Origin of the sequence: Streptomyces sp. SLBN-8D4 (assembly GCF_049739545.1) — a bacterium.
In the GTDB taxonomy this organism is placed as follows: Bacteria; Actinomycetota; Actinomycetes; order Streptomycetales; family Streptomycetaceae; genus Streptomyces; species Streptomyces canus_C.
On the sequence record NZ_JBMGQC010000001.1, the window covers coordinates 3,054,232 to 3,076,656 of the forward strand.

The 22,425-nt window shown below is 70.7% G+C and carries 16 protein-coding genes; 3 read left to right on the forward strand and 13 right to left on the reverse strand.

What is annotated here, in order from left to right; translation table 11 throughout:
• Positions 1-54: 54 nt before the first annotated feature.
• A complete protein-coding gene (locus tag RKD20_RS13340) occupies positions 55-627 on the reverse strand; it encodes a TetR/AcrR family transcriptional regulator (RefSeq protein WP_424877917.1) in 573 nt (190 codons plus the stop codon).
• A gap of 76 nt (positions 628-703) precedes the next feature.
• Here RKD20_RS13340 and RKD20_RS13345 point away from each other — a divergent pair, with 76 nt between their 5' ends.
• Positions 704-2,230 carry an MFS transporter gene (locus RKD20_RS13345; RefSeq protein WP_424877918.1) on the forward strand — a complete coding sequence of 509 codons (1,527 nt, stop codon included), beginning with the start codon at positions 704-706 and terminating at the stop codon, positions 2,228-2,230.
• Positions 2,231-2,295: 65 nt separating this feature from the next.
• Here the strand turns inward: RKD20_RS13345 and serA are convergent, their stop codons facing one another.
• The 6 genes from serA to RKD20_RS13375 form a co-directional block, all read right to left on the reverse strand.
• On the reverse strand, positions 2,296-3,885 hold the full coding sequence (gene serA / locus RKD20_RS13350; RefSeq protein WP_424877919.1) for a phosphoglycerate dehydrogenase: 1,590 nt from the start codon (positions 3,883-3,885) through the stop codon (positions 2,296-2,298).
• Between the two features lie 234 nt (positions 3,886-4,119).
• On the reverse strand, positions 4,120-5,118 hold the full coding sequence (ilvC, locus tag RKD20_RS13355) for a ketol-acid reductoisomerase (protein WP_329267666.1): 999 nt from the start codon (positions 5,116-5,118) through the stop codon (positions 4,120-4,122).
• Positions 5,119-5,229: 111 nt separating this feature from the next.
• Positions 5,230-5,757 (reverse strand): acetolactate synthase small subunit, encoded by a 528-nt coding sequence (gene ilvN / locus RKD20_RS13360; protein ID WP_351989570.1) that lies wholly within the window; start codon positions 5,755-5,757, stop codon positions 5,230-5,232.
• A gap of 21 nt (positions 5,758-5,778) precedes the next feature.
• A complete protein-coding gene (locus tag RKD20_RS13365; protein WP_424877920.1) occupies positions 5,779-7,638 on the reverse strand; it encodes an acetolactate synthase large subunit in 1,860 nt (619 codons plus the stop codon).
• Between the two features lie 207 nt (positions 7,639-7,845).
• Complete coding sequence (locus RKD20_RS13370; protein WP_424877921.1) at positions 7,846-10,842, reverse strand: putative bifunctional diguanylate cyclase/phosphodiesterase; 2,997 nt, start codon at positions 10,840-10,842, stop codon at positions 7,846-7,848.
• A gap of 440 nt (positions 10,843-11,282) precedes the next feature.
• A complete protein-coding gene (locus RKD20_RS13375) occupies positions 11,283-12,245 on the reverse strand; it encodes a 2-hydroxyacid dehydrogenase (RefSeq protein WP_424877922.1) in 963 nt (320 codons plus the stop codon).
• A 74-nt stretch (positions 12,246-12,319) separates the two neighbouring features.
• Here RKD20_RS13375 and RKD20_RS13380 point away from each other — a divergent pair, with 74 nt between their 5' ends.
• Entirely contained in the window at positions 12,320-13,318 is a 999-nt protein-coding gene (locus RKD20_RS13380) for an aldo/keto reductase (RefSeq protein ID WP_424877923.1), read from the forward strand.
• Positions 13,319-13,823: 505 nt separating this feature from the next.
• A complete protein-coding gene (locus RKD20_RS13385; protein WP_424877924.1) occupies positions 13,824-15,005 on the forward strand; it encodes a PQQ-dependent sugar dehydrogenase in 1,182 nt (393 codons plus the stop codon).
• Here the strand turns inward: RKD20_RS13385 and RKD20_RS13390 are convergent.
• From RKD20_RS13390 to RKD20_RS13415, 6 genes are all read right to left on the reverse strand, one after another.
• Positions 14,998-15,222: a DUF6191 domain-containing protein gene (locus RKD20_RS13390; protein WP_424877925.1), complete on the reverse strand. Its 225-nt coding sequence runs from the start codon at positions 15,220-15,222 to the stop codon at positions 14,998-15,000. The two genes, RKD20_RS13385 and RKD20_RS13390, sit on opposite strands and share 8 nt — an antisense overlap.
• A 35-nt stretch (positions 15,223-15,257) precedes the next feature.
• The gene (locus RKD20_RS13395; protein WP_424877926.1) at positions 15,258-18,347 is read right to left on the reverse strand and encodes a helix-turn-helix transcriptional regulator; all 3,090 of its coding nucleotides are present in this window, start codon (positions 18,345-18,347) and stop codon (positions 15,258-15,260) included.
• A 140-nt stretch (positions 18,348-18,487) separates the two neighbouring features.
• Positions 18,488-18,676, reverse strand: coding sequence for a hypothetical protein (locus RKD20_RS13400; protein WP_020121062.1), 189 nt, complete (start codon positions 18,674-18,676; stop codon positions 18,488-18,490).
• Between the two features lie 196 nt (positions 18,677-18,872).
• Positions 18,873-19,466: a hypothetical protein gene (locus RKD20_RS13405; protein WP_424877927.1), complete on the reverse strand. Its 594-nt coding sequence runs from the start codon at positions 19,464-19,466 to the stop codon at positions 18,873-18,875.
• Between the two features lie 35 nt (positions 19,467-19,501).
• Positions 19,502-20,077, reverse strand: coding sequence for a GNAT family N-acetyltransferase (locus RKD20_RS13410; protein WP_424877928.1), 576 nt, complete (start codon positions 20,075-20,077; stop codon positions 19,502-19,504).
• The gene (locus tag RKD20_RS13415; RefSeq protein ID WP_424877929.1) at positions 20,055-22,283 is read right to left on the reverse strand and encodes an MMPL family transporter; all 2,229 of its coding nucleotides are present in this window, start codon (positions 22,281-22,283) and stop codon (positions 20,055-20,057) included. Before RKD20_RS13415 ends, RKD20_RS13410 begins: the two co-directional genes overlap by 23 nt.
• Positions 22,284-22,425 lie beyond the last annotated feature (142 nt).

A 22,425-nucleotide genomic window follows, 5' to 3' on the forward strand; every position in this document is an offset into this window, starting at 1 on the left:
GTGCGGTCGTACGGCATGTCGCGGACCGGGTGCTGGAGATGCGGGAGGGGCGGGTCACGCGCGCGTGGCGGCCTCGATGACCTGGCGCAGGCCCTCGGTGAGGGTGTCCGCGTCGGGCGCGCTCCTGGGATCGAAGGCCCACTGGCCGATGAGCCCGGTCATCAGCGCCAGATAGAACCGGCCGAGGGTGTCGGCGGTCTCGTCCGTGACCTCCTCCTCCGGCACGCCCATGAGCATGGAGACCAGGCCACGTCCGCCCTCGCGCTGTGCACGCGCCAACTGGTCGCGCACCTCGGGCAGTTGGTCACCCATGCCCATGATCTCCAGGCTGAGCCGCCACATCGAGCCGGGCCCCCGCATGGTGTCGACGATGTTGGCCCACACCTCCCGGAAACGCTCCAGCGAGCCGGGCGCAGTGGTGAATCCGTCGCCCCCCTCGAAGGACATGTCCTCCACCAGCGCGATGTACGCCTGCCCGAGCAGCGCGTCCTTCGACCCGTAGTGGTAGCCGATGGATGCCAGGTTCGTCCCCGACTCCTTGACGATGTCCCGCGCGGTCGTGCGCAGGAACCCCTTCTCCAGCAGGCAGCGCTTGGCGCCTTCGAGCAGATCCTCGCGATGTCCCATGCGCCCAGCCTATCTAGACAAACGATTTATACAAGCGTCATAGACAAACGTTTAAGACGTTCGTATAGTCACCGGTATGACGAACCCGACTCCTGCCGGTGGTTCCCTGGCCGGCCGCCGCGAATGGACCGCACTCGGCGTCCTGATGCTTCCGCTGCTCCTGGTCTCCATGGACGTCTCCGTCCTCTACTTCGCCATCCCGGCGATCAGCGCGGACCTGGAACCGAGCGGCACCCAACAACTGTGGATCTTCGACATCTACGCCTTCGTCCTGGCCGGCCTGCTCATGACGATGGGCTCCCTGGGCGACCGCATCGGCCGCCGCAGGCTGCTGCTGATCGGCGCGGTCGCCTTCAGCGCGGCCTCCCTCGTGGCGGCGTACGCGCACAGCGCCGAGATGCTGATCGCGGCCCGCGCGGTGCTCGGCCTCGGCGGCGCGACCCTGATGCCGTCGACGATGGCTCTGATCCGCACGATGTTCACCGACTCCGCCCAGCGCGCGAAGGCGATCGGCATCTGGTCGGGCATGATGACGGCCGGGATCGCGCTCGGCTCGGTGATGAGCGGCGTCCTGGTCCAGTACTTCTGGTGGGGCTCGGTCTTCCTCATCAACCTGCCCGCGATGGCGCTGCTGCTGGTCCTCGGCCCGATCCTGCTGCCCGAGTCGAAGGACCCGGCCCCGGGCCGCTTCGACTGGCCGAGCGTCCCGCTGTCGATGGCGGCGGTACTGCCCGTCGTCTACGGCCTGAAGGAGATCCCCTCCGAGGGCTGGAACGTCCGTTACGTCGTCTCGATCACCGTCGGCCTGCTCTTCACGGCCCTCTTCGTCCGCCGCCAGCGCACGGCCGCGAACCCGATGATCTCCCCGGCCCTGTTCCGAGGCCGCGGCTTCGCCCCCGCGGTCGTCCTGAACCTGATCTCCGCGTTCGGCATGATGGGCTCGGCCGTCTTCACCACGCAGTACCTCCAGTCGGTGCTCGACAAGAGCGCGCTGGAAGCCGCCCTGTGGGCGCTGCTGCCCTCGGTGCCGATCGGCATGGTGGCCCCGGTGACGACCTCACTGGTCCAGAAGGGCGTGCACCGCGCCCACGTGGTGACCGCCGGTTTCGCCATCGCCGCCTGCGGCTTCGGCCTCCTCGCCTTCGCCGGTACGGACTCCATGTGGCTGGTGCTGACCGCCTGCGCCGTGCTCGCCTCGGGGATCGTCATGGTCATCTCCCAGATGACGGACCTGGCCCTGGGGGCGGTACCGCTGGAGCGGGCGGGCTCGGCGTCCTCCCTGCTGGAGACGGGCACCGAGTTCGGCGGCGCCCTCGGCATGGCGGTGCTCGGATCGATCGGTACCGCGGTCTACCGCCACGAGATGCCGGCGTCGGCGCCGGACGCGGCCCGCGAGACGCTGGGTGGGGCGCTGGCGGTGGCCGGCCGGGTGCCGGGGCTGGCGACGACGGCCAGGGAGGCGTTCACCAGCGGCATGCAGGGCGCGGCGATCGCGGGGGCGGTGCTGCTGGCACTGGCCGCGGGCCTGGCGGCGCTGACGTTGCGAGGCGTCGAGGTGCGGAAGGAGACGCAGCAGCCGGAACCGGATAAGTCACTCGCATAAGCATGAGGCTGGGCGGACCGAGAGTGCTCGGTCCGCCCAGCCTCATGTCGTGAAGCCGTGAGACGTCAGACCAGGTTCACCGCACGGGCCGACGTCGCCCCGATCTCCTCGGCGACCTCGGTCAGCACCCCGGCGGGAACCGTGTCGTCGACGGTCAGGACCGCGAGCGCCTCGCCACCGGCGACCGCACGCGAGACCTGCATACCGGCGATGTTGATCCCGGCCTCGCCGAAGACCCGGCCCACCGTGCCGACGACACCGGGACGGTCCTCGTACTTGAGGACGACCATGTGATCGGCGAGAGCGAGGTCCACGTCGTACTCGCCGACCGCGACGATCTTCTGGAGGTGCTTCGGCCCGGCCAGCGTGCCGGAGACCGACACCTCCTCGCCGCTGCCGAGCGTGCCGCGCACGGTGACGACATTGCGGTGGTCGGCCGACTCGGAGCTGGTCGTCAGCCGCACCTCGACACCGCGCTCCTGCGCGAACAGCGGGGCGTTGACGTACGACACGGTCTCGGCGACGACATCCTCGAAGACGCCCTTGAGGGCGCTGAGCTCCAGCACCTTCACGTCGTGCTGGGTGATCTCGCCGTACACCTCGACGTCGAGGCGGACCGCGACCTCGCCGGCGAGCGCGGTGAAGATGCGGCCGAGGCGCTCGGCGAGCGGCAGGCCCGGCTTGACGTCCTCGGCGATGACACCGCCCTGGACGTTCACCGCGTCCGGCACCAGCTCACCGGCGAGCGCGAGGCGCACCGAGCGGGCGACGGCGATACCGGCCTTCTCCTGGGCCTCGTCGGTGGAGGCGCCGAGGTGCGGGGTGGCGACGACCTGGTCGAACTCGAACAGCGGGGAGTCCGTGCAGGGCTCCTTCGCGTACACGTCGAGACCGGCACCGGCGACCCGGCCCTCCTTGAGGGCGGAGTACAGCGCCTCCTCGTCGACGATCCCGCCGCGCGCGGCGTTGACGATCCGCACGCTCGGCTTGACCTTGCGCAGCGCCTCGTCGCCGATGAGGCCGACGGTCTCGGGGGTCTTGGGGAGGTGGACGGTGATGAAGTCGGAGACCTCGAGCAGCTCGTCGAGCGACAGCACCTTGACGCCCATCTGGGCGGCGCGGGCGGGCTGGATGTAGGGGTCGTAGGCGACGACCTTCATGCCGAACCCGGACATGCGCTGGGCGACCAGCGCGCCGATCCGGCCCAGACCCACGACGCCGAGGGTCTTCTCGGCGAGCTCCACGCCCGTGTACTTGCTGCGCTTCCACTCGCCGTTCTTCAGCGCGGCGTTGGCCTGCGGGATGTGGCGGGCGGTGGCGACCAGGAGACCGCAGGCGAGCTCTGCGGCGGTCACGATGTTCGAGGTGGGGGCGTTGACGACCATCACGCCGGCCTTGGTGGCGGCGGAGACGTCGACGTTGTCCAGGCCGACGCCGGCTCGTGCGACGACCTTCAGCTTGTGCGCGGCGGCGATGGCCTCGGCGTCCACCTTGGTGGCGGAGCGGATCAGGATCGCGTCGACGTCGGCGATGGCCGGGAGCAGTTCGGCTCGGTCCGCTCCGTTGCAGTGCCGGATCTCGAAGTCGGGGCCAAGCGCGTCCACAGTCGCGGGCGACAGCTCTTCAGCGATGAGTACGACGGGTTTCGAGCTCACGTGAGTCCTCACAAGTCCATTGCGTGCGGACGGCCGTCCCGACGGCCGCAGGCGGTGGAGGGTACTGGCCGCGTGGAAGACGCACGACGCTGTGGGCCTGACGCGTATGTTGTGCGCCAGTGTAGTGGCGCGGCGGAGGTCGTCTTACGCCTCTGCGGAAGGATCACCCGTCCGTGATGCGACGGGATGGACAACGGGGCCGGAGCGCAGCCGCTCCGGCCCGTCACACGAGGCTTACGCCTCCTCGTCGACCCAGCTCATCAGCTTGCGGAGCTGCTTGCCGGTGGTCTCCAGCAGGTGCTCGGAGTCCTGCTGCTTGTACTCGTTGTACTTCTTCAGACCGCCGTGGTACTCGGCCATCCACTCACGGGCGAAGGTGCCGTCCTGGATCTCGGCGAGGATCTTCTTCATCTCGGCCTTGGTGGCGTCGGTGATGATCCGCGGGCCGGTGACGTAGTCGCCCCACTCGGCGGTCTCGGAGATCGACCAGCGCATCTTCTCCAGGCCGCCCTCGTACATGAGGTCGACGATGAGCTTCAGCTCGTGCAGGCACTCGAAGTACGCGATCTCCGGCTGGTAGCCGGCCTCGGTCAGCGTCTCGAAACCGGCCTTGACCAGCGCGGCCGTGCCACCGCAGAGAACGGCCTGCTCACCGAACAGGTCGGTCTCGGTCTCCTCGGTGAAGGTCGTCTTGATGACGCCGGCGCGGGTGCCGCCGATGCCCTTGGCGTACGACAGCGCGAGCGCGAAGGCGTTGCCCGACGCGTCCTGCTCGACGGCCGCGATACACGGAACGCCGCGGCCCTCCTCGTACTGCCGGCGCACGAGGTGGCCCGGGCCCTTGGGGGCGACCATGCAGACGTCGACGTTCGCCGGGGGCTTGATGAAGTCGAAGCGGATGTTCAGGCCGTGGCCGAAGAACAGCGCGTCGCCGTCGTTCAGGTTGTCCTTGATGGACTCCTCGTAGACCTGGGCCTGGATCGGGTCCGGCACCAGGATCATGATGACGTCGGCCTCGGCGGCGGCCTCGGACGGCGTCACCACGCGCAGGCCCTGCTCCTCGGCCTTGGCCTTGGACTTGGAGCCCTCGTGCAGACCGACACGCACGTCGACACCCGAGTCACGGAGCGACAGCGCGTGGGCGTGGCCCTGGCTGCCGTAACCGATGACCGCGACCTTGCGGCCCTGGATGATGGACAGGTCGGCGTCGGCGTCGTAGAACAGCTCGGCCACTTTGGGTTCTCTCCTTGGTGTGCAGGTGTTGCGCCCCACCGTATGACGGCGGACTGGGATGAAGTTTCGGGGTCTCGGCATACGGGCGGCCGGGGCCGCCCGTATGCCGCCTTACGCGCTGCGGTCGAGTGCGCGCAGCGAGCGGTCCGTGATCGAACGGGAGCCGCGGCCGATCGCAATCGTGCCGGACTGGACCAGTTCCTTGATGCCGAAGGGCTCCAGCATCTTCAGCATCGCGGACAGCTTGTCGCTGCTGCCGGTGGCCTCGATCGTGACGGCCTCCGGGGAGACGTCGACGGTCTTGGCGCGGAACAGCTGGACGATCTCGACGATCTGGGAGCGCGTCTCGTTGTCGGCGCGCACCTTCACCAGAACGAGTTCGCGCTGAACGGCGGAACCGGCTTCCAGCTCGACGATCTTCAGCACGTTGACGAGCTTGTTGAGCTGCTTGGTCACCTGCTCCAGCGGCAGTTCCTCGACCACCGTGACCACGATGGTGATCCGGGAGATCTCGGGGTGCTCGGTGACACCGACCGCGAGCGAGTCGATGTTGAAGCCGCGGCGGGAGAAGAGGGCGGCGATCCGGGCCAGGATGCCCGGGGTGTTCTCCACCAGGACGGAGAGCGTGTGCTTGGACATGATCTGCTTCCTTTACGGCTCTCAGTCGTCTTCGTTGTCGCCGAAGTCGGGGCGGACGTCCCGGGCGGCCATGATCTCGTCGTTGGAGGTGCCGGCGGCGACCATCGGCCACACCATCGCGTCCTCGTGGACGATGAAGTCCACGACGACGGGGCGGTCGTTGATGGAGTTCGCCTCCGCGATGACCTTGTCCAGGTCCTCCGGGCGCTCGCAGCGCAGGCCCACGCAGCCCATCGCCTCAGACAGCTTCACGAAGTCCGGCACGCGCGTGCCCTTGGCGTCCGGGTTGATGTCCTCGGGGCCGCTGTGCAGCACGGTGTTGGAGTAGCGCTGGTTGTAGAAGAGGGTCTGCCACTGGCGGACCATCCCGAGGGCGCCGTTGTTGATGATGGCGACCTTGATCGGGATGTTGTTCAGGGCGCAGGTGGTCAGTTCCTGGTTGGTCATCTGGAAGCAGCCGTCGCCGTCGATCGCCCAGACGGTGTTGCCCGGCATGCCGGCCTTGGCGCCCATCGCGGCCGGGACCGCGTAGCCCATGGTTCCGGCGCCGCCGGAGTTCAGCCAGGTGGCGGGCTTCTCGTACTGGATGAAGTGGGCGGACCACATCTGGTGCTGGCCGACGCCCGCCGCGAAGATCGTGCCCTCGGGGGCGAGCTGCCCGATCCGCTCGATGACCTGCTGCGGGGAGAGCGAGCCGTCGGCGGGCAGGTCGTAGCCGAGCGGGTAGGTCTCGCGCCAGCGGTTCAGGTCCTTCCACCAGGCTGCATACCTCGACCTGGCGGCCTCGCCCTGTTGGCCCTCGCTGTGCTCCTTCTGGACGGCCTGGACCAGGTCGGCGATGACCTCGCGGGCGTCCCCGACGATCGGCACGTCCGCGGCGCGGTTCTTTCCGATCTCGGCCGGGTCGATGTCGGCGTGGACGATCTTGGCGTGCGGGGCGAAGCTGTCCAGCTTGCCGGTGACGCGGTCGTCGAATCGGGTACCGAGGGCGACGATCAGGTCGGCCTTCTGCAGCGCGGTGACGGCGGTGACCGCACCGTGCATGCCCGGCATTCCCACGTGCAGCGGGTGGCTGTCGGGGAATGCGCCGAGCCCCATCAGGGTGGTGGTGACGGGGGCTCCGGTGAGTTCGGCGAGGACCTTCAGCTCGGCGGTGGCGCCGGCCTTGATGACCCCGCCGCCGACGTAGAGGACGGGCCGCTTGGCCTGGGTGATCAGCTTGGCGCCCTCGCGGATCTGCTTGGCGTGCGGCTTGGTCACCGGGCGGTAGCCGGGCAGGTCCATGACCGGCGGCCAGGAGAACGTCGTCTTGGCCTGGAGGGCGTCCTTGGCGATGTCGACGAGGACCGGCCCGGGGCGCCCGGTGGAGGCGATGTGGAAGGCCTGCGCGATGACCCGCGGGATGTCCTCGGCCTTGGTGACGAGGAAGTTGTGCTTGGTGATCGGCATGGTGATGCCGACGATGTCCGCCTCCTGGAAGGCGTCCGTGCCGATCGCCTTGGAGGCCACCTGCCCGGTGATCGCCACGAGCGGCACCGAGTCCATGTGGGCGTCCGCGATCGGGGTGACCAGGTTGGTGGCACCGGGGCCCGAAGTCGCCATGCAGACACCGACCTTGCCGGTGGCCTGCGCGTAACCGGTGGCCGCGTGACCCGCGCCCTGCTCATGACGGACCAGGACGTGGCGCACCCGGGTGGAGTCCATCAGCGGGTCGTACGCCGGAAGGATGGCACCGCCGGGGATCCCGAATACCGTCTCGGCGCCGACCTCCTCGAGAGAGCGGATGAGGGACTGCGCGCCCGTGACGTGCTCGGGGGCGGACTGCTGTCCTCCGGATCGGGGCCGCGGCTGCGGATGGGCCCCGGTGGCCTGCTCGGTCATCGTCATTCTCTTCTCGATGCTGAGGGTGTGAAGCTGAGGTGGGGAGGCTGGGCAACAAAAAACCCCTCGTGCCAGAAGGCAAGCGAGGGGAGCGCGCCGGGTGGGGATCGCTGAGCGGTCTGTGGCTCAGCGTCAGCCGACGCGCTTTCCAAGTACGAGAATTCGGGTGCGCATGAGACTGACCCTCCCCCCGGCACGCACTCACTGTCAAGTGGGTGGGACGGGAGTCTCATTATGTGAGCGGAGGGTCTTCCCACCACCGAGTACGGCCGACATGCTTCCGGTGTACACCCCCGCCCCGCCGCCGGCGAACGCGGGCTCCGCGGGGCCGTGCGGCACCGGATAGTGCCCCGAGGCCAGCGCCCTGCGCAGCCGGTACTCGTCCAGCGGTCCTGAGAACGCCATGCCCTGCCCGTGGGTGCAGCCCATCGCGCGCAGGGCGACGACCTGTTCGGGAAGGTCCACCCCGTCGGCCACGGACTGCAGCCCGAGGTCTCCGGCGATCCTGAGCAGCCCACTGGTGATCTTGTGCAGTCTGGCCGACTCCACGACGCCCTCGACCAGACTGCGGTCGAGCTTGAGCATGTCCACGGGGAGCTTGCGCAGCGCGGTGATCGCCGCGTAGCCACTGCCGAAGCCGTCCAGGGCGATCCGGACGCCGACGCGCCGGATCGCGGTCAGCCGGCGCTCCAGCTCGTCCAGCGAGACCCGGGGGTCGGCGTCGGAGAGCTCGATGACCAGGGAGCCGGACGGCAGCCCGTGCCGGGTCAGCAGCGCCTCGACCGAGCCCAGGGGCAGGGAGCGGTCCAGCAGCCGCTGGGCGCTCATCCGGACCGCCACGGGCACGGTGAGCCCGGCCGCGGCCCGCTCGGCGGCCTTTTCCACGGCCTCCTCCAGGATCCAGCGGCCCAGCTCCTGCGTCTTCTCGCTGTCCTCGGCCACCCGCAGGAACTCGGCGGGCGTGAACAGCACTCCCTGGGAGGAGCGCCAGCGCGCCTGGGCGGATACCGACGTGATCCGGCCGTCCTCCAGGCAGACGACGGGCTGGTGCAGCAGGGCGAACTCGCCGTCGTGCAACGCGGCACGCAGACGCGAGGCCAGCTCCGCCTTGCGTACGACGTCCTGCTGCATCTGGGGCGCGTACAGCTCGACGCGGCCCTTGCCGCCCGCCTTGGCGCGGTACATCGCGAGGTCCGCGTTGCGCAGGATCTCGCCCGCTCCGAGGCCGGGCTCGGCGAAGGCGACACCGATGGAGGCGGCGACCCGGACATCGTTGCCGTCGATGAGGTACGGCTGCGAGAGCGTGACCCTGAGGCGGTCGGCGAGCTCCAGGATGTTGCCCTCGCGGACGGTGCGGTCACGGGTGCCGTCCCCGACGATCAGCGCGGCGAACTCGTCCCCGCCGAGCCGGGCGGCGGTGTCCCCGTACCGGACCGCGTCCTGCAGTCTGCGGGCGGCCTGGACGAGCAGCTCGTCCCCGGCCTGGTGCCCGATCGTGTCGTTGACGGCCTTGAAGCCGTCCAGGTCGATGAAGAGGACGGCGGTGCCGCGGTCGGAGGAACGGCGGCCGGACAGGGCCTGCTGGACGCGCCGGGTGAACAGGGCCCGGTTGGGCAGGTCGGTCAGCGGGTCGTGCTCGGCGTTGTGCTGGAGCTGCGCCTGGAGGCGCACTCTTTCGGTCACGTCCCGGCTGTTGAAGATGAGACCGCCGTGGTGGCGGTTGACGGTGGACTCGACGTTGAGCCAGCCGCCGTCCCCGGACCGGAAGCGGCACTCGATACGCGTGGTGGGTTCTTCGAGCGGGTTGGCGGCGAGGAAGCGGCGCACCTCGTGCACCACGCACCCCAGGTCCTCCGGGTGGATGAGACCGGCCAGTTCCGTGCCCACGAGTTCCTCGGCGGGGCGTCCGTAGACTCCGGCCGCGGCCGGGGAGACGTACCGGAGGATGCCGTTGGGCGCGGCGATCATGATGACGTCGCTGGAGCCCTGCACCAGGGAGCGGAAGTGGTTCTCCTTCTGCGCGAGTTCCTGGGTGAGGGTGATGTTGTCGAGCAGCATGATGCCCTGGCGCACCACGAGGGCGAGCACGACGGTGCCGCCGGTGAGCAGCACCACTCGGTCCACGCTGCGGCCGTTGAGGACGTTGTAGAGGATCCCCAGCGTGCAGACGGCGGCGGCGAGATACGGGGTGAGGGCGGCCAGCGACCCGGTGATGGGCCGGGTGGCCGGATACCGGCCGTGGTCACCGCCCTGCGCTCCCTGCGCGGACGGGTGGTGCTGGATCCCGAACCGCTGCATGGGCAGGTGCTCGCGCACCACGCGCGTGTGCCCGGCGGGTCGCTTCAGCTCGCCCTCCGGGCGTCGGGGTGCGGCCCAGGGGGCGTAGGCGAGGAGCAGGGAGCCGGCGAACCAGCCGGCGTCCAGCAACTGGCCGGAGCGGTAGCTGTTGTGCAGCAGCGGCGAGGTGAACAGGGCGTCGCACATCACGGTCAGGGCGAGCGCGCCGATCGCGGTGTTCACCGCGGTGCGGTTGACCGCCGAGCGCCGGAAGTGCAGTGCGAGGACCATGCTGACGAGGGCGATGTCCATCAGCGGGTACGCCAGGGACAGCGCGGTATGAGCGACGCTCGGCCCCTCGGACTTCGCCGCCTGGGCGAGGGCGAGGCTCCACGAGAGCGTGAGCAGCGAGCCGCCGATCAGCCAGGCGTCCAGGCCGAGGCAGACCCAGCCCGCCTTCGTCACCGGCCGCTTGGCGAGTACCAGCAGCCCCACGATCGCGGGCGGCGCGAAGCAGAGGAAGAACAGGTCGGCGTAGCTGGGATCGGGCACGTCCCGGCCCAGGACGACCTCGTACCACCCCCAGATGAGGTTGCCGAGCGACGCCATCGTCGAGGAGAGCCCGAAGAGCAGCCAGGCGGGTCGAAAGCGGACCCGGGGGTTGCGGGCGTAGACGAAGCACGACACGGCGGCGATGGCCGCCGCGGCGCTCAGCCCGAAGTCGCCCATGATCAAGGCCACTTCGGGCGAACCCCAGTCGAACGCGGAACCGATGGCGTACCCCGCGCACACCAGGGCGAGGAGGAGTTGGTGGACCAGGCTCGAGCCGCCACGGGCGGCCGGCGGCCGGGAGGGCAGCGCCCCCCTTGCGGGCCGGGCCCGCAGCGCTCCGTCGAGAGTGGTCGTGGGAGACGGGGGCGAGCTCACCGGGCCCTCCCGGTCCGCGCCGCTCCGGGGTCCCGGGGGTCCGGGTGCGCCGGGTGCGCATGCCTCCTGCGGCTGTTGTGCCTGCGGTGATGAGAACTGTGGTGACCGCCGTGACCGGCGTGGTGGCCGCGTCCGCGCGCGGCTGTGTGCCAGGGTCGGAGCCGGCGGCCCCGCCGCGTCGGATCGTTGGTCCATAGGCCGTGCATCGCCCGTCGCCCCCCTCACAGTCTGCAATGTCCATCCCCGGCGCCGAACGATGCGCGGCGCAGCCCCTGTCGGGACGATACACCAGTCTCGTCACTCAGGGACATAGTTCCTCTACTCTCCGTGACGACCAGCGGCGATGCGAGCACGGAACGCGTCCGAAGGGTTGCGGAGGGTACCGGAAACGGATTACACGCCTGTTGCGCGCCCGCGCCCGACAGCGCGCTTCGTACGCGTCACGCGCCGTCTGATCCCGTCGTAAGGATCACGTTGCGCAGGGGCTCCTGGTTCACATAACGGTTCAACTGATCCACCAACAGGCGCTTGGCGCGCGGCAGGAACGCGGAGGTGGGTCCTCCGACATGGGGACTGACGAGTACGCCCGGCGCCTGCCACAAGGGGTGTCCCGGGGGCAGCGGCTCGGGGTCGGTGACGTCCAGGGCGGCGGTGAGGCGGCCGGTCTCCAGCTCGGCGAGCAGCGCCTTGGTGTCGACGACGGCGCCGCGGGCGACGTTCACGAGGAGCGCGCCGTCCTTCATACGGGCAAGGAACTGGGCGTCGACCAGGTGACGCGTGGTCTCGTCGAGGGGCGTGGACAGGATGACGACGTCCGCCTCGGGCAGCAGGGCGGGCAGTTCGGCGAGCGGATGCACGGGGCCGCGCTCCGTGGTGCGCGCGGAGCGCGCGACGCGCGCCACCCGCGCGACCTCGAACGGCACGAGCCGGTCCTCGATGGCGGAGCCGATCGAGCCGTAGCCGACGATGAGGACGTTCTTGTCGGCGAGCGCGGGCCGGAACGCGCCCTGCCAGGACTCCTGTTGCTGGGCGCGGACGAACTCGGGGATGCCGCGCAGCGAGGCGAGGGTCAGGGTGAGAGCCAGCTCCGCGGTGCTGGCCTCGTGCACACCACGCGCGTTGCACAGCGGCACGCCCGGCACGATGTCGGACAGCCGGGCCAGGACGTCGTCGATCCCGGCCGTGAGCGTCTGCACGAGCCGGAGGTTGGTCATGTACGGCAGCGGCCGGATCTTCACCGACTGTCGCTTCATGTAGGGCACGACGTAGACGGCGCAGTTCGCGGGGTCCCCCGGGAAGTCCTGTTCGCCGTCGTCACCCCCGTCCCAGAAGAGGTAGTGGGGCCCTTCGGGGAGCCCTGTGATCTCGTCCGGCGGGATGGGGAGCCACACGTCAGCAGTCATGCCAGGAGGCTATGTCAGGCGTCCCGGGGCCCAGAGGTTAGGTTGGGGGCCGGAAGAGGGAGGGTCACGAGCAGGTGGAGCGCAGGACGATCGGCGCGGCGGCGCTCGCGGTGGGAGCCGTCGGACTCGGATGCATGCCGATGAGCTGGGCCTACAGCGGGTCGCGGCAGCGGGGTGACGAGTCGGTCAGGGCCGTGCACCGAGCGCTCGATCTGGGCTCGACGCTGCTGGACACGGCCGACATGTACGGCCCGTTCACCAACGAGCTGTTGCTGGGGCGGGTGTTGAAGGAACGGCGCGGGGACGCGTTCGTGTCCACCAAGGTCGGCCTGCTGGTGGGCGAGCAGCACATCGTGGCCAACGGCCGCCCCGGCTATGTGAGAAGAGCGTGCGACGCGTCGCTGCGGCGGCTCCAGACCGACGTGATCGACCTCTACCAGCTGCACCGCGAGGACCCCGAGGTTCCGGTCGAGGAGACCTGGGGCGCGATGGCGGAGCTCGTACAAGCCGGAAAAGTACGGTCGTTGGGGCTGTGCGCGATGGGGGCACGGGGTGGTCGCCGCTCCGGAAACCGGCTGTACGACGCGACGATCCGGCAGTTGCGGCGGGTCCAGCAGGTCTTCCCGGTGAGCGCGGTGGAGGCGGAGCTGTCGGTGTGGTCGCCGGAGGCTCTGGACACTCTGGTGCCGTGGTGCGCGGCGCGCGGGATCGGCTTCCTCGCGGCGATGCCCCTCGGCAACGGCTTCCTGACCGGCACCCTGACCCCGGGCGAGGGCTTCGAACCGGACGACGTCCGCGCCCGCCACCCCCGCTTCACCGCCGAGATGATGGCCGCGAACCAGCCCATCGTCTCCGGCCTGCGCCGCATCGCGGCCCGCCACGGAGAGTCCGTCACCCCGGCTCAGGTGGCACTGGCGTGGGTACTCGCGCAGGGCGACCACGTGGTCCCGGTGCCGGGCACCAAGCAGGAGCGATGGGCGACGGAGAACGCGGCGGCGGCCGCCCTGCGGCTGACGGCCCAGGACCTCACGGAGGTGGCGACACTGCCGCGGGCACAGGGGTCGTGGGACTAGCGGTCGGCTGACTGCGCCGGGGCGGCGAGTCGGCGGCTGTGCTGGGGGTGTGGGGTTGGGCGGCCCGCTCACGGCACACCGGTCGTCGGCCGGCAGCCCCGGCCACAGCGCCCCGGCCCGCAGACCAGCAAACCTGGGACCACGCATGGAACGCGGAACCAGCGGGCCCACCCACCGCACACCCGCCGCCGACCAGCAGACCTGCCCGCAGCGCTCGGGCCGGATCAGTGAGCCTGCCGACTGCGCAGGGGCCGCGGGACCGGCGAACCCACCCACGACGCCCCGGCCACAGCCCAGGGAACCTGCCGCCACCCCACGGGCCACGAGACCGGCAGTCCTGCCCACCCCACACCCGCCACGACCCGCGCAGCACCTGCCGACCCCCACGTCACAGGCCTTGCGGGAACCAGTGCGGGAACCGGTGCGCGCATCGGGTCCGGGAGATCGGGAACCTGGGAGGGGCGAGCGGTGTATGACAGGTAGAACCCGCCGCTTCGAAGGGACCATGATCGTGCATCGTCGAGCTGTGACGGCCGTGCTGGCCGCGACCACGCTCCTGCTGACGGCCGGCTGCTCCTCCGACGGCGGAGGAGGGGGCGGCGTCCTGCCGGACGGCGCGAACAGCGCCTCAGCGAGCGGTACGGGCTCGGGGTCCTCCCCCACCCAGCAGGCCGCGGAGGCGACCCCGCCGGCGAAGGGCTCGGTGAAAGTGGTGCGCACGGTCACCGAGGGCCTCAAGACCCCCTGGGGCCTGGCCCCCCTTCCGGACGGGGACCTGCTCGTCTCTTCCCGGGACGAGGGCACGATCACCCGGGTCGACGGACAGTCGGGCAAGAAGACGGAACTGGGCCGGGTCTCCGGGGTCTCCGCGGCCGGCGAGGGCGGCCTCCTCGGCATCGCCCTGTCCCCGGACTACGCCTCGGACCACATGGTCTACGCCTACTTCACCTCCGACTCGGACAACCGCGTCGTCAGGATGGTGTACGACGAGCAGAAGTCGTCCGGCGAGCAGCTGGGCGCCCCCGACACCGTCTTCAAGGGCATCCCGAAGGGCTTCATCCACAACGGCGGCCGGATCGCGTTCGGCCCGGACGGCATGCTGTACGCGGGCACCGGCGAGAGCGGCAACACCGGTCTGGCCCAGGACCGCAAGTCCCTGGGCGGCAAGATCCTGCGTCTGACCCCGGAGGGCGACCCGGCCCCGGGCAACCCGTTCCCCGATTCCCCCGTGTATTCGTACGGCCACCGCAATGTGCAGGGCCTCGCCTGGGACTCCAAACAGCGGCTGTTCGCCTCGGAGTTCGGCCAGGACACCTGGGACCAGCTGAACGCGATCAAGCCGGGCGACAACTACGGCTGGCCCACGGCCGAGGGCAAGTCGGACGACAAGCAGTTCCACAACCCGACAGCGCAGTGGCACACCGACGACGCCTCCCCCAGCGGTGTCGCCTACGCCGAGGGGTCCATCTGGATGGCCGGCCTGAAGGGCCGGCGTCTGTGGCGCATCCCGTTGAAGGGCACGGCGGCCTCGGCCGACCCGCAGTCGTTCCTGAAGGGTGAGTACGGCCGGCTGCGCACGGTGGTCTCCGCCGGCGGGGACAAGCTGTGGCTCGTCACCAGCAACACCGACGGCCGCGGCAGCCCGAAGGCGGGGGACGACAAGATCCTGGAGATACAGGTCAGCTAGCCGGACGCTCGTTCAAGTCCTCGCCCACGTCTTCGTTCGAGTCCTCGTCCTCGTCCGGCTTGGGCCTGCGGACGACGACCTTCCCGGACGTGAGATCTATCGGTCCGCGTCCGGGGTCGCCGTCGCCGACGTCCTCGCGGGTCAGCTCCAGCCGCTTCTGCTCGTCGTGGGTGTGCTTGCGGCCGGGCGCGAAGAGTTCTTCGAACATGTTGAACATGCAGCCTCCCCTGCCGGTCTCCTACACCGTACGCCTCACTGTGTGATCGGCGCGTGGAGAGCCGCCGCCGGAAACAGTCCCAGCCGGTGCGCCACCGCCGCCGCTTCGCCCCGTCCGGAGACGCCGAGCTTGGCGAGGATGTTGGACACGTGGACGCTGGCCGTCTTCGGGGAGATGAAGAGTTCCTCGGCGATCTGGCGGTTGGTGCGGCCGAGGGTGACCAGGCGCAGGACATCGCGTTCGCGGCCGGTGAGGCCGAGGGAGCGGACCGGGTCGGACCGGTCGAGCGCCGGGACCGCGGTCAGGGCGAGGCGGGCGCGCTGGGCGAGCAGCGTGACCGCGTCGGCGAGGGGCCGGGCGCCGAGGTGCTCGGCGGCGGCATGGGCAAGGCGCAGGAGTTCGGTGGCCCGGTCGCGTTCCGGCTGCTCGGCGCCGCCGGGTGCGGACAGGAGGGCCTGGGCGAGCCGGTGGCGGAGGCGGGCGAGGTCGTAGGGGCGCTCCAGGGGCTCGACGGCGGTGACGGCCTCGCACCAGTGGTCCGGGGTGTCGGCGCCCTCGGCGCGCAGCAGTTCGGCGCGCAGCCAGCGTTCGTGGGCGAGCCAGACGGGCGCGTTGGTGGCGAGGGGCCTGGCGGCTTCCCTGATGCGGTCGAGGATCTTCGTGCGGCCCGGTTCCGCGACGGACAGGCCGAGGCTGTCGGCCTCCATGGCGGCGGCGGTGAGCAGCAGGGGCCAGGCGTAGCGCTGGGTGCCGGGCGGGAAGCCGGAATCCAGCACGCGTTCGAGTTCGGCGCGGGCGTCCAGGAGACGGCCTTCGCCGGCGGCGACACCGATGGTGATGTCGGCGAGGGGGAGTTCATGCTGGGGGGCCTGGTCGTGGGAGCCGAAGTAGCGGCGTGCAGAGGCCAGTTGACGTGCGGCTTCGGTCAGTTCGCCGCGGGCGAGCGAGAGCGCCGCCCGGTTCACGGCGTGGAAGCCGCGGGGCTTGGCGCTCTGGCCGACACGCTCGGCCTGGGAGGCGGCTTCCGCGGCCCGGTCCCAGTGGCCCAGGGAGTAGAGGGACTCGGCGAGGTTCCCCCAGATCCATGCCTCCTTGTCGGAGAGGCCGTGCCGTCGTGCGTGGGTCAGCCCTTCCTGGAGGACCTCCACGGCTTCCCGGGAGCGGCCGATGCTTTCGAGGGAGGAGGGCAGGTTGACGTAGGCGCGGCTGGCGACGCTGGGGATGCCGTCGTCGAGGGTCCTGCGCAGGACGTCGAACATCTCGTCGAGGCCGGTCTCGACGCTGCCGGACTCCACCACCAGGCCGGCGAGGGTGAGGCGCGCGTTCATCTCGATCTCGCGGGCGCCGACCATGCGGGCGTAGTCCACCGCGCGTTCGGCGGCCGAGAATGCCTCCGGGCCGGGGACGTGCACATGGGACCAGTTGGCGACGGTGGACAGGACCTCGGCGTGCACCTCCGACGGCGGCAGCCCGCGGACCAGGTCCTCGGCGGTGGCCAGTTCGGCCCAGCCGTCGCCGCGGGCCAGTCCCTGGACGAGATGGGAGCGCTGGACCCAGAACCAGGCCGCGCGCAGGGGGTCCCCGTCGTCCTCCAGGAGGTGCAGCGCCCGCTTGGTGATCTTCAGGGCGCGTTCGCGTTCGCCGCCCAGCCGCCCGGCGACGGCGGCCTCCGCCATCAGGTCGAGGTAGCGCAGCGGGGTGGTGGCCGGGTCGCAGCCGCAGGGCGGGTAGACCTCGGTGTAGTCGACGGGGCGCAGGGCGGCCCGGACGTCCTCGGGGGCGGTGTCCCACAGCTCCATCGCGCGTTCCAGGAGCCGGAGTTGTTCGGAGTAGGCATGCCGGCGACGGGCGGCGACGGAGGCGTCCAGGACGGCGGGCAGCGCCTTGGCGGCGTCGTGGGCGTGGTACCAGTAGCTGGCCAGGCGCATGACCCGCTCGTCGGCGGGGACGAGCGTGGGGTCGGCCTCCAGGGCTTCGGCGTAGCGGCGGTTGAGGCGGGAGCGTTCGCCGGGCAGCAGGTCGTCGGCGACGGCCTCGCGGACCAGGGAGTGCCGGAACCGGTAGCCGTCGCCTTCGGGTGCCGGGAGGAGGATGTTGGCGTTCACGGCGGCCCGCAGCGCCTCGATGAGATCGTCCTCGGCGAGCCCGGTGACCGCGGCGAGCAGCCGGTACTCCACGGTGGAGCCCCCTTCGGCGACAACCCGGGCGACCCGCTGGGTACGTTCGGGCAGGCCCTCGACGCGGACCAGGAGCAGATCGCGCAGGGAGTCGGTGAGGCCGGTGCCGCAGCCCTCGGTGACGCAGACGGCGAGTTCCTCGACGAAGAAGGCGTTGCCGTCGGAGCGTTCGAAGATCTCGTCGACCTGGGCGGGGTTCGGTTCGCCGGCGAGGATCCCGGCTATCTGGCGGCCCACCTCGTCCCGGTTGAAGCGGCCGACTTCGATGCGGCGGACCGTGCGCAGGCGGTCGAGTTCGGCGAGCAGGGGGCGCAGCGGGTGGCGGCGGTGGATGTCGTCGGCGCGGTAGGTGGCGAGGACGACCAGGCGGCCGGTGCGCAGGGTGCGGAACAGGTAGGCCAGGAGGTGGCGGGTGGAGGCGTCGGCCCAGTGCAGGTCCTCCAGGGCGACGACGACGGTGCGCTCGGCGGCGACGCGCTCCAGGAGGCGGGCGGTGAGTTCGAAGAGACGGGCCAGGCTCTCCTCGTCGTGGCGGCCGGGGCCCCGGGCGGGGATCGCCTCGCCGACCTCGGGCAGCAGCCTGGCCAGTTCCTCCTCCTGGCCCGCGGCCGCGGCGGCCAGTTCGTCGGGCAGGGCGCGGCGCAGGGCGCGCAGGGCGGTGGAGAAGGGTGCGAAGGGCAGTCCGTCGGCGCCGATCTCCACGCAGCCGCCGAGAGCGACGACCGCGCCCTGCCGGCAGGCGGCGGTGGCGAACTCCTCGACAAGCCGGGTCTTGCCGACACCGGCCTCGCCGCTGATGAGAAACGCCTGCGGCTCTCCCCCAGTGCCGAAAGCCTGGGAGGTACCCCCCGCGGCGGCGCGGGCGAGCGCTTCGTTCAGGCTGTTCAGCTCTTCGGTGCGGCCGACGAACACGGGACTGACGGACCTGGTCTCCACAGGCCCGAGCATGGCACGCGGGTCCGACGGCACGTCACTTGTTTTCGGGGCGGGCCCGGTTTCCCGGCCGGCCCCGGTTGCCGGGAGGACGGCCGCGGTGGTGACCGCGGGGACGGGCAGAGCCGTACGGCCGTCCTCCCTCCCCCCGGCGCTCACGCCGTGCGGAGGAACCGGTGCCGCCGGGGGCGGCCCGTATGCGAATCGGTCTCCGCACTGCGTTCGGCGGCTTCACGACGGGCGGCGCGGCGGCCGCGCAGGGTCTCGCGGACGAGCCGCTCGTGCTCGGCCTGGCGGATGAGTTCGGCGGAGCGGTACCGGGAGAGTTCGTACTCGGCATACATGGCGTGGTCCTCTGCGGAGTCGGTTTCGGGCTTCGCTTTCTGCGATGCCTCTACCTTCGTCTCCGAGGGGGGTCCGCCACATCGGGAGAGTTCCGCATCTTCGGGGGCGCCGGGGGCCTTAGACGCGAGGGAGGGGCCTCAGGAGCTCCATAAGGTACCTATGGATGCCCTAAGACCCCTCGTGACCTGCGGTTGTTCAGCTCGTGGAGGGCAGGTCCAGCAGGAAGCCGGTGTACTTGAGTACGGCCAGGAGCAGGCCGACGACCCCGAGTGCGACACCGCCCCAGGCGACGGACTTGATCCACACGGCCTGCGGCTTGCCGGGGGCGCCGAAGGCGGGCCGGGCCAGCACGCCGACGCCGACGACCAGGGCGAGCAGCGCGAAGAGGCCGCCCCACATCGCGGTGGTCTGCCAGGCGTCGCCGTAGACCTCCTTGACCTGCTTGGCGACGCTCGCGGTGGACGAGGTCTGCAGCTGGCCGACGAGGGTCTCGCGGGCGGCGGCCACGGTGCCGATCCAGCTGCCGGTGAGCGAGACCAGACCGAGCGCGGCGGAGACGACGGCGCCCGCGCCCTGGCCCACGCCGGTGGGGCCCTCCTCCGGGGCGTTCCCGGCCAGGTCGTCCTCGTCGTCTATGTCGGCGGCGATCTCGTCGGCGGCGTTCTCGTCCGCGGTGGTGTCCTCGGCCTCCGTCACCTCGTCGGTCTTGGCGACGCTCACCTTCTGCTCGTCGGTCGTGGCCTCGGCGCCCGTCTCGGCGCCGGTTTCGTCAGCTGTCTTCGTTCCCATGTCGGGCACCGTACGGATCCTGTCTGAGAGGGTTCTTAATGATCGTTCCGGGCTGCACGCGCACGTGCCTCACGCCACTCGGGGGCGAGAATCGACCACACCTCGAGGTCGTGCCGTACGCCACGATAGGGGTGCGCCTGACGGCGGACTCCGTCGCGGGTCATTCCCAGGCGCCGGGCGACGTTGATGCTGGCGGTGTTTCCGGAGGCGGCGACCCATTCGATCCGGTGGATTCCGCGTTCCTCGACCAGCCAGTCGATCAGCATCCGCATGGCCCGGGTGATCAGTCCGCGGCCGGTCGCGGCGGGCTCCAGCCAGCAGCCGACCTCGCCGTTGCCCTGCTCGGCGTCGAGGTTCAGGGTCAGGACTCCGCCGACGAGCTTTCCGTCCAGCCAGATGCCGTGGTAGCCGCCGGTGTCGTCGGCGCGCATCCGGGCGTACCGCTGGAGCGTCTCGCGCGCGGAGGCCACGTCGACGGCCTGGGAGCCGAAGGGGATGAACTGCCCGATGAACTCGCGGCCCCGCTCCAGGTTGGCCAGGAACTCCTCCGCGTGCCACGGCTCAAGGGGCCGCAGTTCCGCCCCGTCGTCACCCAGCGATATCGCGTACATCCCCGTCCCGCTCCCTCTCCAGCGCCTCCACGACCTCGTCCAGCCTTTCATGCGCGGCACGGCACTCGGGCGGTTCGATGCTGATGCGGGGCATCCGGCGGTCCAACCAGCCCGGCAGCCACCAGTTGGCGCCGCCGAGCAGGTGCATGAGGGCGGGCACCAGCAAGGTGCGCAGGACGAAGGCGTCGAGGGCCACGGCGGCGGCGAGCGCGATGCCGAACATGGCGATCACACGGTCACCGCTGAGGACGAAGGCGAGGAAGACGGAGATCATGATGACCGCCGCGGAGTTGATCACCCGGCTGGTCTCGGCGAGGCCGACACGCACGGCCCGCCGGTTGTCACCGGTCTCCAGCCACTCCTCGTACATCCGGCTGACCAGGAACACCTGGTAGTCCATGGAGAGCCCGAAGAGGACCGAGACCATGATCACGGGCAGGAAGGGTTCGATGGGCCCGGCGCGGCCCAGCCCCAGCAGTTCGCTCCCCCAGCCCCACTGGAAGATCGCCACGACCACTCCGAAGGCGGCGGCTACGGCGGCGACGTTCATCGCGGCGGCCTTCAGCGGGATGCCGACGGAGCGGAAGGCGAGCAGGAGCAGCAGACAGCCCAGGCCGATGACGACGCCGACGAACAGGGGCAGTTTGCCGACGATGACGTCCGCGAAGTCGTCGTAGGAGGCGGTCATCCCGCCGACGTGGATGTCGAGCGTGGTCCCGGTCTCGGCGCGCGGCAGCACCTCGGTGCGCAGCCGGTGCACGAGGTCGCTGGTCTGCTGGGACTGCGGGGCGGACTCGGGGACGATCGTGAAGTAGGCGAGGTCGCCGCCGGCGTCGTAGGTGACCGGGGTGGTGGACGCGATGCCCTCGGTGGTGCGCAGGGTGGCGTCGAGGTTGTCGAGGAGGAGCTTGTCCTCGGCGCCGTCGACCGGGGTCACCAGCGTCAGCGGGCCGTTGACGCCGGGGCCGAAGCCCTCCGCGAGCAGGTCGTAGGCCTGGCGGGTGGTCGAGGACCGCGGGTCGTTGCCCTGGTCGGAGGTGCCGAGGCGCAGGCCCAGGGTGGGCAGGGCGAGGACGGTGATGACCAGCAGGGCGATCGCGCCGAGCAGCTTGGGGTGCCGTTCGACGAACGCGGACCAGCGGTGGGCGAACCCGGTGGGCAGTTCGGGCTGGGGTCCGTGCTCGGTGAGCCGGCGCCGCTCGCGCCGGCTCAGGGCGCGCATGCCGATGAGGGAGAGCAGGGCGGGCAGCAGGGTCACCGACGCGGCGACGGTGAGGACGACGGTCAGGGAGGCGGCGATCGCGACGCCGTTGAGGAAGCTCAGCCGGAGGATCAGCATCCCCAGCAGGGCGATGCAAACCGTGGCACCCGCGAAGACGACGGCGCGCCCGGTGGTGGTGACGGCGTTCTCGACGGACTCGGCGACACTCAGCCCGCGTTTCAGGCCGCGCCGGTGTCTGGTGACGATGAAGAGCGCGTAGTCGATGCCGACGCCGAGCCCGATCAGCATGCCGAGCATGGGCGCGAAGTCGGCGACGGTCATGGCGTGCCCGAGCAGCACGATCCCGGCGTACGCGGTGCCGACGCTCACCAGCGCGGTGGCGATGGGCAGCAGGGAGGCGGCGAGCGAGCCGAAGGCCAGGAACAGCACGAGGGCGGCGACGAGTACGCCGACGATCTCGGCGGCATGGCCGCCCGAGGACTCGGTGAGGGCGACGGCGCTGCCGCCCAGCTCCACCTGGAGCCCGTCCGCCTCGGCGTCCTTGGCGGTGTCCACCACGGCCTTCGCCTCGGACTTGTCGATGTCCTCGGCGGAGTCGTCGAAGGTGACGGTGGCGTACGCGGTGTGCCCGTCGGCGCTGACCCGGCCGGCGCCCGGGTCGTCGTACGGGCCGACCACCGCGGCCACGCCGGGCAGGTCCGCGATCTTGCCCAAGGTCGCGGTCATCGTCTGCTCGACGTCGGCGTCCCGGACCGAGCCCGAGGTGACGTGCCAGACGACGGTGTCGCTGTCGCCGCCGAGTCGCGGGAAGCCGTCCTGGAGCAGCTGGGTGGCACGGCCCGACTCGGTGCCGGGGACCTCGTAGTCGTTCGAGTAGGCGGACCCGGCGACGGCGGCGCCCGCGCTCACTCCGCCGAGAGCGAGGAGCCACAGGAGAACGACGACCAGGCGTCGTCGGACACACCAGCGTGCGAGGGCTGCCACGAACGTGCTCCCAGGGATGGTGAATTGTGGATCTTTGACCGGGAACAGTCGTTCATGTGGTGAACGGCCCGCAAAGAACGCATGAGCAATGTGTGGACCACTCTTGCAGGCAAAAGTGATCGTTTACCGCGATCGTGCGCTT